The following is a 14,711-nucleotide window of genomic DNA, read 5'->3' as shown; positions in this document are numbered from 1 at the left end:
CCTTGACGCCCGCCGCACCACAGGCGGCCAGCCGTCTTGAGGTCAGGACCAGCAGACGTCCGCCTCCTTCGAACAAGCAGATGATCTGAAATGATCTAACAACCACTCATCCTTGACCAAGCCCATACAAGTATTCCAGAGACGGTTGTTGGATACTGATAGGCTGCGGCGTACTGGATTCCCCGCTTTCGCGGGGAATGACGGCGGAGTGGACGGCAAGAACAACGCGCCCCTCACCCGCCCTGAATCACGCCTTCAGCCTCACGCCGCCTGGGCCACCACGCGATTGCGGCCGTCGTGCTTGGCGCGATAGAGCGCGGTGTCGGCGCGCTTGAGCACATCGGCCACTGCTTCGCCCTTCGTCTCCAGCGTGGTGAGGCCGATCGAGATCGTGACCTCGATGCGCTTGGTGCCCTTGTGGACGGAGAATGACTCGCCCGCGATCGAGCGGCGCAGGCGCTCGGCGACCATGCCGGCAACGTGCAGGTCGGTCTCCGGCATCACGATGACGAACTCCTCGCCGCCATAGCGGCAGGCGAGATCGATGCCGCGAATTGATTTGCGCACGCGCACCGCGAATTCGCGCAAGACGTCGTCGCCGGCATCATGGCCGTAATTGTCATTGATCGACTTGAAATAGTCGATGTCCAGAATCATCAGCGCCAGCGGCTTGCCGCGTGTCGAGGCCTGTTCGGCGAGCGTTGCCAGATGGCTTTCCATGTAGCGGCGATTGTGCAGGCCGGTGAGCGCGTCGGTGATCGCCATCTCGATCGAGTTCTGCACGTTGTCGCGCAGATGATCGGTGTAGCGGCGACGGCGGATCTGCGTGCGCGCACGCGCGAGCAGCTCGTTCTTGTCGACGGGGCGGAGGAGATAGTCGTTGACGCCGATCTCGAGCCCGCGAAGCAGCCGCGTGCCGCTATCGGCGTCGGCAATGGCGAGGATCGGCACGTGGCGGGTGCGCTCCAGCGAGCGCGCCTGGCTGCATAGCCGAAGCCCATCGAAATTGTTGAGGTCGAGCGAGACGATCAGCAGGTCATAATTGCCCTCGGCGGCGTGGAACAGCGCCTCCGTCGGGTTGGGCTCGACGTCGACGGTGTGCTCGGCGGCGAGCAGGCTCGCCAGCCGTTCATAGGAGGACTGGCGGTCGTCGACCAGGAGGATGCGACCGCCCTTGCCGGTGTCGGCCACCGCGCTGCGCTCCGGCGCTTGCACGCCGATCTCGAGCGAGGTGATGGCGCGCATGCGCAATTCGTCCGTCATCATCTTCAGCCGCGTCAGCGAGCGCACGCGCGCGATCAGCACGACGTCGGAGACGGGCTTGGTGAGAAAGTCATCGGCGCCGGCTTCCAGCCCGCGCACGCGATCAGCGGGGCTGTCGAGCGCGGTCACCATCACGACGGGAATGTGATGTGTCTGCGGATCGGTCTTCAGCCGGCGGCAGACCTCGAACCCGTCGATGTCGGGCATCATGACGTCGAGCAGGATGATGTCGCACTCGGCTCTCCGGCAGATCGCCAGCGCCTCGGCGCCGTTCGAGGCCGTCATCACGTCGAAATATTCGGCCGAGAGTCTGGCTTCCAGCAACTTGACGTTGGCAGGGACGTCGTCGACGACGAGGATACGCGCGGACACCTGACTCACTCCCTACCCGATAAAACGCCGGACCGTCTCGATGAATTTGCCGACCGAGATCGGCTTGGAAAGATACGCCTCGCAGCCGCCCTCGCGTATGCGCTCTTCGTCACCCTTCATCGCGAACGCGGTCACCGCGACGACGGGAATGTTGCGCAGCTCCGGATCATCCTTGATCCAGCGCGTCACCTCGAGCCCCGACACCTGCGGCAGCTGAATATCCATCAGCACGAGATCGGGACGCATCTTGCGAACGAGATCGAGCGCCTCGTAGCCGTTGCTGGTGCCCGACGTTTGATAGCCGTGCGCCTCCAACAGGTCGCGAAAGAGCTTCATGTTGAGCTCGTTGTCCTCCACGATCAGGACGGTCTTAGCCATCCCGTCCCTCCCAATTGTCAGGAGACCTGTTCGACATCTGACGCCTCAGGCGCCTTCCGCGGGCGCTTCGAAAACTGGATTCAAACTAGCCTCAGATTCGCTCTAGTTTCGTTAAACCCGGGGGCCAACTTTCCGCGATGTGGTTTCCAGTTGCTTGTCTGGGCTTACTAGACTCGGGCATGATGATTCCAAATTAGAGCCCGAAAGTTAACGGAAAGGCAAATCGTCCGCTTGAAAAAGCCTGTTCAAAACCCCCGCGAAGTAGCTGAAATCGTTGCGATTCAAGCCTTATCCTTCGTCGCCGGCGATCCCGAGCGGCTGGGCCTGTTTCTGGCCGAGACAGGCATCGGGCCGGAGACGCTGCGGAACGCGGCCTCCGACCCCAATTTCCTGATCAGCGTGCTCGATTTCGTGCTGCGCGATGACGCGACCGTGAAGGCCTTTGCGGGCGCCTCGGAGCTCCATCCGACCAACATTGCCGCGGCCCGGCAAGTCCTTGGAGATGCGCTGGGTGACCCGCATTGGGAGCGTGACGTGCCGTGACCACTCCTGAGGCGGCCGGGCCCCGCTGCTTCTGCCGGGATTGTCTGGCCGACCAGGGCGTGACCGCACGGCGCTGTTCCGCCTGCGGTTCCCCGCGCCTCGCCCGCCACCGCGCGCTCGCCGCGCTGACCATCGCCCATATCGACTGCGACGCGTTCTACGCGACGGTCGAGAAGCGCGACAATCCCGACATCGCCGACAAGCCCGTGATCATCGGCGGGGGAAAACGCGGCGTAGTGTCGGCCGCCTGCTACATCGCGCGCACTTTTGGCGTGCGCTCGGCCATGCCGATGTTCAAAGCGCTGGAAGCCTGCCCGCACGCGACGGTGATCCGGCCGGACATGGCCAAATACGTCCGCGTCGGCCGCGAGGTGCGCCACGCCATGCAGGCGCTGACGCCACTGGTCGAACCACTCTCGATCGACGAGGCATTTCTCGATCTCTCCGGCACCGAGCGCGTTCACGGCATGATCCCGGCCAAGGTGCTGGCGCGCTTTGCCCGCGACGTCGAACGTGACATCGGCATCACCGTGTCGGTCGGGCTCTCCTGCAACAAGTTTCTGGCCAAGATCGCCTCCGACCTCGACAAGCCGCGCGGCTTTGCGACCCTCGACCAGGAGGAAGCGCGCGTGATGCTGGCCGACAAGCCGGTCGGCTTCATCTTCGGTGTGGGACCGGCGACGCAAGAGCGGCTGGTGCAGCGCGGCTTCCGCATCATCGCGGACCTGCAGAAGGCCGACGAGATCGAGCTGATGCGGCAGTTTCCGAGCGATGGCCGCAGGCTCTGGCGGCTCGCGCGCGGCATCGACGATCGCCGCGTCGAGCCCGATCGCGGCGCCAAGACGATTTCCAGCGAGACTACATTCGAGAGCGACATCCGCGACTTCGCGACGCTCGAGAAGATCCTGTGGCGGCTCTGCGAGAAGACCTCGTCACGGCTCAAGAGCAGCGAGCTTGCAGGCTCGACCATCACGTTGAAGCTGAAGACCGCCGACTTCCGCCAGCGCACCCGCTCACAGTCGATCAACGCGCCGACGCAGCTTGCCGCAAAGATATTTTCGATCTGCCGCGAGATGCTGGCCAAGGAGATCGACGGCACCGCCTTCCGCCTCATGGGCGCCGGCGTCAGCGCACTCCGCACGGGCTCGGCCGCCGACGATACCGACATGCTCGACCGGCGCGCCGCCCACGCCGAACGCGCCATCGACGGCTTGCGCAAGAAGTTCGGCAGCGCCGCCGTGATCCGCGGGATTGCCTATGACGGGCCGGAGAAGGCCGAGCAGGAGTGAGGGACAGCATGTCCCTGCCCACATACCGGCGTCATGCCCCGGCTCGACCGGGCATCCAGTACGCCGCGGCTTCTCGATTGATCACGACCGCCTCTGAGCGCGTGCGCCAATCTACGATCGCGCCTCAATCCGCGACCGCCACCGCCTCGATCTCGATCAGCCATTCCGGCGCCGCGAGCGCCGTGACACCGACGAGCGTGCTCGCCGGCGGGTCCATGCCTTCGAAGAAGGCGGAGCGCGCCTTGCCGATGATCGGACGGAGTTCAGGTTTGTAGCCGACCACGAAGGTCGTGATCTTCACGATGTTGGCGTAGGTCGCACCCGTAGCCTTGAGCGCGAGACCAAGATTCTGCATCACCTGCGTCGTCTGCGCTGCAAGATTGCCTTCGCCGACCACCCGTCCCTCCTCGTCCACGGAGACCTGCCCCGAGATGTAGATCGTGCGCGCGCCGGAGGCCGTGACGACGTGGGAATAGGCCGGGTTGTGGTGCAGGCCGCTCGGGCGGAGATGGTCGATTTTCGGCATGTGTGCCTCCCTGATGTTTGTGATTGGGAGGGAGCGTAGCGGGGGACAGAGCTCAAAGCCAGACCGTCATTGCGAACACAGCAAAGCGACGAAGTGCCGGACCCTCAGCCTGAGGAGCGCGCTCTTCGCGCGCGTCTCGAAGGGCGAGGCCACCAGCGGGGCCTTCATCCTTCGAGACGCGCGTTCCGCGCTCCTCAGGATGAGGAATTAAGGTTGGACTATCTCGCGCCCCCCGGAATGATGACGCTTGTCAATTACACGGCTTCGTATCCTTGACGTCGAACTTGCCGAGTGCGCCCGAGATGACGAAATCGTTGTAGTCGAGCACCAGCGCGCGGGAGACACCGTTTTCGTAGAGCTCGAACGACATCGCGTAGACGGGGGTCTGCTCCCCCTCTTTCTGCTGGGCTTCGCGATCGAAATAGCTGACCGTGACCGGCCAGCGCGTCAGCGACTTCATGTGCTCGTCCGCTGTCGACGGATCGGGCGAGGACGCCGCGCGGTCGGCCGGGATCGGCTGCCCGATCACGGTCAGCGTGTTGTAGACCTTCTCGCCATTGTCGGAGCCGTCATAGACGGAAAGCTCGAGCAGCGACTTGCCCTCCTTGGCGGCGGCAATGATGCGCTGGATCTGCTCGGTCGGAAACACCGTCCTGCCGTCGAGCGTGAAAGTCTTCGGCGCCGGCAGCTTCAATTTGACGTTGATGTGGTCGCCATCGCGCTCGGCCGATCCATCGACCTGGCTCGAGTCGACGTCGTTCATTCGCGTCTCGATCTTGAAGCGATAGCTTTTGCCGGCCGCGTCCTCCCAGGAATTGGAGCGGAGGTCGCTGAGCGTGACCTTGCCCTCACCGCTGTCGAGCTCGGAGACCTGGCGGAATTCCGACGTGTAGCCCTCGCAGGAATTGCCGGCGAAATTGTAGAGGATGCGCCCGCGCGCGCTGTTGATCGAACTCGAACGCGACTTGACCAGGCTTAAATCGTACAGGGCCTGATGCGAGAGGAACGGACCATTCGCGGCCTCAGCCCTGCCAGAAACGCCAACAGCCACAACCGCGAGCGCCATGACACCGAGCGACGTCCGGAAAAGGTGCACCATGAATATTCCTTGGGAAATCGAGATTCGTCATTTTAATGACCGGCGCATTGCGTCGCAACTGCGGCCGCTTCACGGAAAGTTGCGCTTTTTCCCAGAAAATCGCAGCCTTGCCTCGGAAACATGCAACCCTGCCGGGCGTCCGGGCCATCGCCTCGCCGCCTTGCATGTCACCGCGCAATCGGCGAAACAGGCGCGCCGGCCGGCTTGAGGCCGGGCAGAATTTCCAGATGACATCGAGGTCGGAACATGGCGGGCACGGTCGAGCAGAAACTGGCGGAACAGGGCATCAAGCTGCACGAGGCCCCCACTCCCGTGGCCAATTACGTGCCGTTCGTGCGGACCGGCAACCTCCTCTTCGTTTCGGGCCAGCTCTGCTTCGATCCCACCGGCACGCTGATCGCCAAGGGCAAGCTGGGCGCCGGCGTCTCCATCGAAGAGGGTGCAGCGGCGGCGCGCGGCTGCGCCATCAACTTGCTGGCGCAGGTCAAGGCGGCGCTCGGCGATCTCGACAAGGTCGTGCGCGTCGTGCGGCTCGGCGGCTTCATCAACTCGGCGCCGGATTTCGTCGACGGGCCGAAGGTGCTGAACGGCGCCTCCGACCTGATGGTCGCTGCCTTCGGCGACAAGGGCCGCCATGCCCGCACCACCGTCGGCGTCGCCTCGCTGCCGGCGGACGCGGCGGTCGAGGTCGAAGGCCTGTTCGAGGTCGCCTGATCCGGGAGCAACAGACGTGCGTGCTCCGGATTGGCTGACGGCGCGGCCGGTCGCGCACCGCGGCCTGCATGACATCTCACGTGGTATCGTCGAGAACATGCCGGGCGCCGTGCAGGCTGCGATCGCGGGCAATTTCGCCATCGAGGTCGACATCCAGCTCTCCGCCGATGGCGAGGCCATGGTGCATCACGACCATGCGCTCGGCCGCCTGACCGAGGACGAGGGCGAGCTGATCAAGAAGACCGCGGCCGAGCTCAGGGCTGTCAAGTTCAAGGACACGCCCGAGCGGATGATGTCGTTGTCCGACCTCTGCGCCATGGTCGCCGGTCGGGTTCCGCTGGTGATCGAGGTGAAGAGCCATTTTGGCGGCGACCGCAAGCTCGTGAAGCGGATGGCGGAGGTGCTGGCCTCCTATGACGGCCCCGCCGTCGGCATGTCCTTCGATCCCGACCAGGTGCTGGCGCTGCGGGAGCTGTTGCCGTCACGCCCGCGCGGTATCGTGGCGCAGCGGACCTATGAGGACGAGTACTGGGCAAAGCTCACGCAGGCACAGCGCGACGGCATGCTGTACTTGCGCCACGGCGTTCAGACCCAGCCGCATTTCGTCGCCTTCAAGGTCGATCATCTGCCGGCGCCGGCGCCATGGATCGCGCGCAACGTGTTCGGCTGCGCGCTGCTCGGCTGGACCGTGCGCACGCCGGAACAGCGGGCGCAGGCCGGACAATATGCAGACCAGATGATCTTTGAGGGGTTCGTGCCGTAGGGAGTCTGCCTTCCCAACGTCGTCCTGGCGAAAGCCACAACCTCACCCTGGATCCTGGCTTTCGCCAGGACGACACGTGGATGGACCTGAGCATTCATCCCCCGGTGTGAGTTCCTGCCCCCTTGAAGTCGCTGCTGCAATGCACGATCTTCGGCTAGTGGGTTCTTCAAGACACGCGATGGCATCATCCGAAATCACGCTCGAGGCCGTGCCTTCCATTGGCGACGTTTCCGCTGAGGGTTGGGACGCCTGCGCCAATCCTGCTCGTGTCTGCAACGGCAAGGACGCGGGAACTTCATCCGGGCTGGCCGGCGCCTCCATCGCGCTCTCAAAACCGGCCTATAACCCCTTCGTCTCCCATGCCTTTTTGTCAGCAGCGGAGAATTCGGGTTCAGCAACTGCGCGGACCGGCTGGGGAGCACGGCATCTCGTTGCCAAGCTCAACGGCCGCGTCGCAGGCGTTGTGCCCTGCTATCTGAAATCGCATTCGCAGGGCGAGTACGTTTTCGACCGCGGCTGGGCCGACGCCTATCAGCGCGCTGGCGGGCGCTACTATCCCAAGCTGCAGGTCTCGGTTCCCTTCACACCGGCAACCGGCCCGCGCCTTCTGATCCGCGACGGGGTTGATCGCGAGCGCATTGCCTCCGCGCTGGCGAGCGGGCTGATCGCGTTGTGTGGGGTGAGCAAGGCCTCCTCGGTCCACGTCACCTTCGCGCGCGAGGCCGAATGGAAGCTGCTCGCCGAGCACGGCTTCCTGCAACGGACCGACCAGCAGTTCCACTGGCACAACGATGGCTTCGCGACCTTCGACGACTTCCTCGCCACCCTGAATTCGCGCCACCGCAAATCGATCAAGCGCGAGCGGCGCGATGCGCTTGCCGCCGGCATCAGCATCCACTGGCTCACCGGAAGCGACATCACCGAGGAGGCCTGGGACGCGTTCTTCGAGTTCTACATGGAGACGGGCTCGCGCAAATGGGGCCGCCCGTATCTGACGCGCGAATTCTTCTCGCTGATCGGCGAGACCATGAGCAACGACGTGCTGTTGGTGATGGCCCGCCGCAATCACCGCTGGATTGCGGGCGCCATCAACTTCATCGGCTCGGACACGCTGTTCGGCCGCAACTGGGGCGCGGTCGAGCATCATCCGTTCCTGCATTTCGAGGTCTGCTACTACCAGGCCATCGACTTTGCGATCAAACACGGCTTGACGCATGTCGAGGCCGGCGCGCAAGGCGAGCACAAGATCGCGCGCGGGTATCTGCCGCGAACGACGCATTCGGCGCATTTCATCGCCGATCCAGGCCTGCGCCGGGCCATCGACGATTACCTCAAGCGCGAGCGCGCCTATGTCGCGGAAGCCGGCCGCGAGCTCGCCGATCTGGGCCCGTTCCGCAAGGGCGCCGAAGAGGCGCCTTGACGGCTTCTTCGAGGTGATGACAGTAAGGCCGCAACTTCAGGAGCTGCCGCATGACCGCCTACGATCCCAACAATATCTTCGCAAAGATCCTGCGCGGCGAATTCCCCTGCTACAAGGTCTACGAGGACGAGCACGTGCTCGCGTTCCTCGACATCATGCCGCGCTCGCCCGGCCATACGCTCGTCATCCCGAAAGCCCCGGCCCGCAATATCCTCGACATCAAGCCCGACGACTACGCCCATGTCGCGCGCGGCGCGCACAGGATCGCTGCCGCCGCGATGAAGGCGTTCGATGCCGACGGCATCACCGTGCAGCAGTTCAACGAGCCCGCCGGCGGCCAGGTCGTGTTTCACCTGCACATGCACGTGATGCCGCGCCACGACGGCGTCGCACTGCTGCCGCCGGCGAGCCGCAAGGAAGACGGCAAGGTGCTGGAAGAGCATACGGCGAAGCTGATCGCGGCGTTGAAGGGCTAGGTCCTTCCCCTCGGCAACGACGACGGTGAGACCGTCACTCCGTCTCGAAATCCCCGGCCTGCGGCGCGGCAAGCGGCGTGAACTCGCAGCGGTCCGGCTTGATGTCGATCAGCGGCGTGTTGTCGATGCAGTCGAGGCCGCGCACCAGGATGGTGTTGCCCTCGATGCCGACCAGCTTGACGATCGAGGTGCCTATCGGATTGGGCCGCACCGGCGAACGCAGCGAAAACGTGCCGCGGGTCTTTTCGTTGTTCTTCGGGCTCTGCAGGATGATGTCGCGACGCGACCGGTCGAGCCAGTAGAGCACTTCGAGATTGCTGTAGAAATCGACGCCCTTGATCGCCGGCACGAAGGGCTCAAAAATCTCCAGCCGGCACACGGGGCCGTCATGCCGCCCCTGCCGCGGCGTCTCCAGCCGCGAGGTCCAGGGCGTGCGGATCCGGCCGATGAAGACCAGGCCGGCGTCCTGCGTCGCCGGCAGCTCGATCGCGACCTCGCCTTCGCGGAGCTCATTTTCGCGAACCATTTTTCTGTTCCTTGCTGTTCGAGCAGAGTCTAACCGATCAGCGCGCTGCGGCAAACACGGCTCTCTCCCCTCATCCTGAGGAGCGCGGAACGCGCGTCTCGAAGGATGAAGGCCACCAGCCGGGGCTGCATGGTTCGAGACGGCCGCTCCGCGGCCTCCTCACCATGAGGAGCAGCAGCTACCCCAGCCACCACCTGCCGGCCAGCATGAACAGCTCGCCGGTGACGACGCCGGCAAAGATCGAGCGGCGTGTCAGCATGAAGACGATGAAGCCCGCAACCACCGCGCCATAGCGTAGCACGTCCGGCACGCTGGCGAGCGCGCCCGGCGGCTGGACCACGATCTGGGCGATGACGCCGGCCAGGATCGCGGTCGCCACCGCCCTCACCCAGACCAGAAGCTCCGAGCCCTCGTCGATGCCGCCGCCGAACCACAGGCCCAGCATGCGCCATATCTGGTTGGGAATAACGCCGGCCACGAACAGCACGGCAAGCGCATGCCAATCGCCGATGAAGGCACTCATGTGCGCGCCTCCCGCCAAAGATGAACGCCATAGGCGATGGTGCCCGCCACGACACCGCTGACGAGGATGTCGAGGCCGCTGTTCATCTTCGCGGCCAGCGGATAGAGCACGAGCCCGAGCACCAGCGCGACGACGTCGGCGATCTCGCGGCTGTTGCGCGCGGTCGAGAACAGGAACGACAACGGCGTGAGCAGCAGGATCGCCGCGCCCAGCGTCTGCGTGAGGTTGGCGGCGAGGAAATAGCCGACCGTATTGGCAGTCAGGCACACCGAGACCAGGCCGCAGCCGAGCCCGTGGACGAAGGCAATGCGTCGCTCGCGCGGCACCTGCGGCAGGAAGCGATGGCATTCGACCCACAGTGTCACGGCGGTGAGATGCGCCGCGAAGATCATTTCGCGCCGTTTTGTCGTCGGCGTGCGCATCAGCGGCAGGACCGACACCACCATCGGAAACAGCCGGATGGCGCTGACCGTAACGGCGATCGCCGACTGGATGATGGTCGCCCCGGAGCCAAGCGTGGTGATCAGGATGATCTGCGCCGGCCCCGCCCAGACGAACAGCGTCGAGGCCAGCGCCCACGCCAGGCTGAAATGCGTGTCGTGGGCGAGCGCCCCGATGCCGAGATAGGTCACGAACAGCACGACGGTGAGGATGGTCTGCGTGATCGAGCGCAGCCCCCACGCAAAAGCGCGGAAGGCACTGTGCCATTCAGGTGAATCGAGCGGAGGAAGCGCCACGGAGAGACTTGGTCGGGAGAGGAATCGTGCCTGCATAACGGGCAATACGAAGCGTCACGTCAAGGAACCAGGCGGCGGGGCTGGCATGCACGCGCACCAACCGCCCGTCATTCCGAGCGCGACCCGGAAGCCCCTACCCCGTAACGCCCCTGTTCTTCAGCACGAAGCAGGCACCGCCGGCTCTACGGATGCGGTTGCAGAGATCATCCGCCTCTGGCCGCGTATCGGCACCGATGCGCACCTGATAGAAGGTGTGGGTGCCGCGGCTGCGCATCACCGAGGAAAGCAAGCTCGGGTCGCGATCGCCGACCACCGAGCTCAGGCGCGTGACCGCGCGGGAATACATCGCGAGCGCCTTGTTGCGGTCGAAGCCGGCGGCGAGCTGCACGCCCCAGATCTTCGCGGCGGCAAGCTCGACGTGCTGCTCGAGCCCGGCGACGAACGGGTTGGGCGCGCGCTTGAGCAGCGCCATCAGTTCGCGGCAGCTCGTCGGCGGTGAGCTTTGCAGCGTCTTGCCGCCGCGCCCGGCCGCCTTCCAGTCCTCGACTGTCGAGCCGGTGATGGCGACGACGTAGTTGCGCGTCTGCTCGGGCATGCCGCCGGTGCCGGCGAGCCACTCCAGCACGCGGCGGGGACCGGCATTGTAGGCGGCCGCCGCAAGCCCGAGATTGCCGAACTGGCTGCGCAGCTCGTTCAGGAATTCCGCCGATTTCGGCAGCGCCTGCACCGGATTGAAGGGATCAAGCAGCCCGCGCTCGCTCGCGGTGCCCGGCATGAACTGCGCGATGCCCTGCGCGCGCTCACCGCTGCGCGTCACCGGGCCGACCGCGTCGCTCTGGAACCGGCTCTCCTGCCAGATCACGCGGGCAAAGAATTCGAGCGGCAGGCTGGCATCGCGCGCCGCCGCCTCGATGATCAGGCAGATCGATTCCCGCGTGTCGCTCTCGCGCGCCGCCTCCGCGGGCTTTGCCGGCGGCATCGCGAGCTCCTCGACGCTCGGCACGGCGACGTCAGTCTTCGCTGGCGAATTGTCCCAGGCCGCCGCCGGCGCAACCAAGAACAGCGAGGCGGCGGCCTGGCAGAGCGCATATCGGGCTCGTGTCATTGGCAGGTACCGGCGATATCGGGCAGATCGGCTTGAACTCCAAGGCCCTTGAACTTCAAGGCACTTGAACTCCAAGGCACTTGAACTCCAAGGCCAAGCCAACTAGCAACTGGCGGCATAATCAACGCAGGCCGGGGCGGAATGGCAACAATCTATTTTGATCTCGACGGCACGCTGACCGATCCGAAGCCGGGGATCACCCGCTCGATCCAGTATGCGCTGGAACGGCTCGGACAGCACGTCCCGAGCGAAGACGATTTGACCTGGTGCATCGGGCCGCCGCTGCATGCGAGCCTCAAGAAGCTCACCGGAACCGACGAGCTCGCCGACCGGGCGCTGCTGCTCTATCGCGAGCGCTTTGCCGATATCGGTCTGTTCGAGAACGAGGCGTATTCCGGGATCGAGGAGACCCTGTCCGCGCTCTCTGCGACGGGTGCGCGCATGTTCGTGGCGACCAGCAAGCCGGCGGTGTACGCGACCCGGATCGTCGATCATTTCGGCCTCAAGCGTTATTTCGAGCAGGTGTTCGGATCCGAGCTCGACGGCACGCGCGTCGACAAGGGCGACCTCCTGGCTTACGCGCTCGACACCGCCAGGGTCGATCCGCAAACGGCTGTCATGATCGGCGACCGCAGCCACGACGTGGTCGGCGCCCGGAGGAACGGCATGACGTCCATCGGCGTGCTCTATGGCTATGGCAGCGAGGCTGAGCTCAGGGAGGCCGGGGCGCATCATATCTGCGCCGCGCATCCCGAGCTGCTCGCCCATTGCGCGACGCGCGCCGCGTGAACGTCAGGCACTGACGATCGCGATCCGCCGGTCAGCTCGCTGCCGCCGCGATATCCGCAGGCTCGACGCTGTCGACCGGCAGCGCGAACTGCTCGACCCGCTTATACGGCCTCTTGTTGAGCAAGAGCCGCGTCACGTCGGGCCGCGAATAGTGCCCGGCCGGATCGGCGGCGTTCTTGGCGACGCCGATGGCGCCGAGATCGATCTCTGCGACCAGAAGCCCTTCCTGATCCGGCGCCAGCTTGTCGCCGATCTGGCTGCCGTCGGGGCCGTAGATCGCGGCAAAGCCGCCACCGGCATGCAACAGCGCATGCTTGTCCGGCCGGTCGCAGAGCTCATCGATCATCGCCTGAGAGACGGTCGCGCAAGGCGCAAGCACGAAGCACGAGCCCTCCACCGCATAGACGCGCGACGCGGCGTTGTTCACCTCTGCTCCCAAGGCGGGCGCGAAAGGATCATAGAGCGAGAAGCTCGGCCAGGACGCCACATGCACCTGCTCGTTCTGGGCGTACATCGCGTATTTCGACAGCGGCTGGAGATGCTCCCAGCAGCACAGCGCGCCGAGCCGTCCGATGTCGGAGCGGTCGTGGACGGCAAGATCGCTGCCGTCGCCTTCGCCATAGACGGTGCGCTCGGCGTGGGTCGGCCTCAGCTTGCGACGCTTTGCAATGGTCTCGCCATCAGGTCCGATCAGCCATTGCGCGATGTAGAGGCTGCCGCCGTCGCGCTCGGAGAGCCCGATGACCGCGGTCAGGCCGGCTCTGCGCACGGCCTGCCGCAGCTTTTCGGCCTGCGGGCTGTCGTAGGCGAGCGAATTGTCGAAATAGCGCTGCACGAAGCCGCGGCCGATCGACCAGGCCGGCGAGTCCAGCCAGATATGCCAGGGGTATCCGGGGATGAACACCTCCGGGAAAGCGATTAGCTTCGCACCCTTTCCTGCGGCCTCCTCGATCAGCGCGATCGACTTGTCGACCGACGCATCAAGGTCGAGCCAGGCCGGCGCCGCCTGCACCACCGCGACCCTGTATTTCGGATGTTCGATGCCCATTCCCGCCTCCATGCTCCCTGGGACAGGGCCGCTTTCCAGTTGATCGAAGGCCCAAGTCCGATGCAATCTTCCGACGCAGTCTATTGAGCCACGGCCGGACGACGCCTGCTCGACCGCCATGGCATGAAAATTCGACCGGGACGACGGCGTGGTATGTGAAAGGAAGGCCTGCCGATGACCATCCAGTTCACGACGGACGGCAGCCCCGGCCACCGGCGCCTGGCGCTCTGGCAGGACATCGTCTGCGACGTCTTCGTCGAGCTCGACTGCAAGTCGGATCTCGGCAGCGCCTTCCGCGGCTCGGTGACACAAGCCTCCCTTGGGCGCGCGGTCTGTTCGGATGTCTGCTCGGACCGTCAGCACGTCTTCCGCACGCCGTCACGGATCGCCCGCTCGGATCTCGACTTCGTCCTGATCGCGCTGGGCAATCAGGGCGTCGGCGGCGTGGTGCAGGATGGCCGCGAGACCGTGATCCATCCCGGCGAATTCGCCCTCTACGACACCACACGGCCCTATGAGCTGAAGTTCGATCACGCCTTCACGCAGACCATCTTCAAGGTGCCACGCGAAATGCTACAGCGGCGCCTCGGAGCCACCGAGGCTCTAACGGCGATATCGTTCGGCGACGCACCGCTGCAAATGCTCGCTTACGATTTCATCTTCAAGCTTTGCCACACCGCCGATCAGATTGATCCGCAGCATGCCGTCGCGCTCTCCGAGCAGGCGGTCGATCTCGTCGCCATGGCGCTGAGCGAACGGCTCGGCAAGACGTCACTGCCCTCCTCGACGCATCGCTCGGCCCTACTCTACCGGCTGAAGATGCATATCCGCAGTCATCTCGCCGAGCCCGATCTGTCGTTGTCGGATACCGCAGCCGCGCTGGGCATCTCGCCGCGCTATGTCAACGATCTCCTCAGCCGGGAGCACACCTCATTCCAGCGCTATGTGCTCGCAGAGCGGCTTGCCCAATGCAGGCGCGATCTCGCCTCGCCCGCGCTCGCAGGCCGTCAGGTCGGCGAGATTGCGTTCGCCTGGGGCTTCAACGACCTTTCGCATTTCGGTCGCGTCTTTCGCGAGCATTTCGGAATGTCGCCGCGCGACTTCCGGCAGAGCCAATTGCCGCACTAGACTGGAAATGAT

18 protein-coding genes are annotated in these 14,711 nt (G+C 64.9%); 9 read left to right on the top strand and 9 right to left on the bottom strand.

What is annotated here, in order from left to right; all coding sequences use genetic code 11:
- Nucleotides 1-261: 261 nt before the first annotated feature.
- On the bottom strand, nt 262-1,635 hold the full coding sequence (locus tag SO180_RS17050) for a PleD family two-component system response regulator (RefSeq protein WP_449379986.1): 1,374 nt from the start codon (nt 1,633-1,635) through the stop codon (nt 262-264).
- A gap of 12 nt (nt 1,636-1,647) precedes the next feature.
- Nucleotides 1,648-2,013, bottom strand: coding sequence for a response regulator (locus SO180_RS17045; protein WP_027523000.1), 366 nt, complete (start codon nt 2,011-2,013; stop codon nt 1,648-1,650).
- 231 nt (nt 2,014-2,244) lie between these two features.
- On the opposite strand from SO180_RS17045, the gene SO180_RS17040 reads away from it, so the two are divergent.
- A complete protein-coding gene (locus tag SO180_RS17040; RefSeq protein WP_449379985.1) occupies nt 2,245-2,556 on the top strand; it encodes a DUF3572 domain-containing protein in 312 nt (103 codons plus the stop codon).
- On the top strand, nt 2,553-3,845 hold the full coding sequence (locus SO180_RS17035; protein ID WP_449379984.1) for a DNA polymerase IV: 1,293 nt from the start codon (nt 2,553-2,555) through the stop codon (nt 3,843-3,845). Before SO180_RS17040 ends, SO180_RS17035 begins: the two co-directional genes overlap by 4 nt.
- 124 nt (nt 3,846-3,969) lie before the next feature.
- On the opposite strand, the gene SO180_RS17030 is transcribed toward SO180_RS17035, so the two are convergent.
- Entirely contained in the window at nt 3,970-4,371 is a 402-nt protein-coding gene (locus tag SO180_RS17030; RefSeq protein ID WP_449379983.1) for a RidA family protein, read from the bottom strand.
- A 250-nt stretch (nt 4,372-4,621) separates the two neighbouring features.
- The gene (locus SO180_RS17025) at nt 4,622-5,470 is read right to left on the bottom strand and encodes a cell envelope integrity EipB family protein (RefSeq protein ID WP_449379982.1); all 849 of its coding nucleotides are present in this window, start codon (nt 5,468-5,470) and stop codon (nt 4,622-4,624) included.
- On the opposite strand from SO180_RS17025, the gene SO180_RS17020 reads away from it, so the two are divergent.
- The 5 genes from SO180_RS17020 (at nt 5,469) to SO180_RS17000 (ending at nt 8,843) form a co-directional block, all read left to right on the top strand.
- Entirely contained in the window at nt 5,469-5,678 is a 210-nt protein-coding gene (locus SO180_RS17020; RefSeq protein ID WP_449379981.1) for a hypothetical protein, read from the top strand. The two genes, SO180_RS17025 and SO180_RS17020, sit on opposite strands and share 2 nt — an antisense overlap.
- Before the next feature lie 38 nt (nt 5,679-5,716).
- Nucleotides 5,717-6,184, top strand: a complete 468-nt coding sequence (locus SO180_RS17015) for a RidA family protein (protein WP_449379980.1) — start codon at nt 5,717-5,719, stop codon at nt 6,182-6,184.
- 16 nt (nt 6,185-6,200) lie between these two features.
- A complete protein-coding gene (locus tag SO180_RS17010) occupies nt 6,201-6,947 on the top strand; it encodes a glycerophosphodiester phosphodiesterase (protein WP_449379979.1) in 747 nt (248 codons plus the stop codon).
- Nucleotides 6,948-7,125: 178 nt separating this feature from the next.
- Entirely contained in the window at nt 7,126-8,367 is a 1,242-nt protein-coding gene (locus SO180_RS17005) for a GNAT family N-acetyltransferase (protein WP_449379978.1), read from the top strand.
- Nucleotides 8,368-8,417: 50 nt separating this feature from the next.
- Entirely contained in the window at nt 8,418-8,843 is a 426-nt protein-coding gene (locus SO180_RS17000) for an HIT family protein (RefSeq protein ID WP_449379977.1), read from the top strand.
- 34 nt (nt 8,844-8,877) lie between these two features.
- On the opposite strand, the gene tsaA is transcribed toward SO180_RS17000, so the two are convergent.
- The 4 genes from tsaA to SO180_RS16980 all read right to left on the bottom strand — a co-directional run bounded on the left by tsaA (nt 8,878) and on the right by SO180_RS16980 (nt 11,734).
- Nucleotides 8,878-9,369 carry a tRNA (N6-threonylcarbamoyladenosine(37)-N6)-methyltransferase TrmO gene (tsaA, locus tag SO180_RS16995; protein WP_449379976.1) on the bottom strand — a complete coding sequence of 164 codons (492 nt, stop codon included), beginning with the start codon at nt 9,367-9,369 and terminating at the stop codon, nt 8,878-8,880.
- A gap of 178 nt (nt 9,370-9,547) precedes the next feature.
- Nucleotides 9,548-9,892, bottom strand: a complete 345-nt coding sequence (locus SO180_RS16990; protein ID WP_449379975.1) for an AzlD domain-containing protein — start codon at nt 9,890-9,892, stop codon at nt 9,548-9,550.
- Nucleotides 9,889-10,629, bottom strand: coding sequence for an AzlC family ABC transporter permease (locus SO180_RS16985; RefSeq protein ID WP_449379974.1), 741 nt, complete (start codon nt 10,627-10,629; stop codon nt 9,889-9,891). The genes SO180_RS16990 and SO180_RS16985 overlap by 4 nt, the downstream gene beginning before the upstream one ends.
- Before the next feature lie 133 nt (nt 10,630-10,762).
- Nucleotides 10,763-11,734, bottom strand: a complete 972-nt coding sequence (locus SO180_RS16980) for a transglycosylase SLT domain-containing protein (protein WP_449379973.1) — start codon at nt 11,732-11,734, stop codon at nt 10,763-10,765.
- 141 nt (nt 11,735-11,875) lie between these two features.
- Between SO180_RS16980 and SO180_RS16975 the strand changes: the two genes are divergently transcribed.
- Nucleotides 11,876-12,523: an HAD family hydrolase gene (locus SO180_RS16975; protein WP_449379972.1), complete on the top strand. Its 648-nt coding sequence runs from the start codon at nt 11,876-11,878 to the stop codon at nt 12,521-12,523.
- A 31-nt stretch (nt 12,524-12,554) separates the two neighbouring features.
- Here the strand turns inward: SO180_RS16975 and SO180_RS16970 are convergent, their stop codons facing one another.
- Nucleotides 12,555-13,571: a carbon-nitrogen hydrolase family protein gene (locus SO180_RS16970; RefSeq protein ID WP_449379971.1), complete on the bottom strand. Its 1,017-nt coding sequence runs from the start codon at nt 13,569-13,571 to the stop codon at nt 12,555-12,557.
- 174 nt (nt 13,572-13,745) lie between these two features.
- Between SO180_RS16970 and SO180_RS16965 the strand changes: the two genes are divergently transcribed.
- The gene (locus SO180_RS16965; RefSeq protein WP_449379970.1) at nt 13,746-14,699 is read left to right on the top strand and encodes an AraC-like ligand-binding domain-containing protein; all 954 of its coding nucleotides are present in this window, start codon (nt 13,746-13,748) and stop codon (nt 14,697-14,699) included.
- Nucleotides 14,700-14,711: the final 12 nt, after the last annotated feature.

This window comes from Bradyrhizobium sp. UFLA05-112 (genome assembly GCF_053572325.1).
This window is presented reverse-complemented; position numbering and strand designations above follow the sequence as displayed.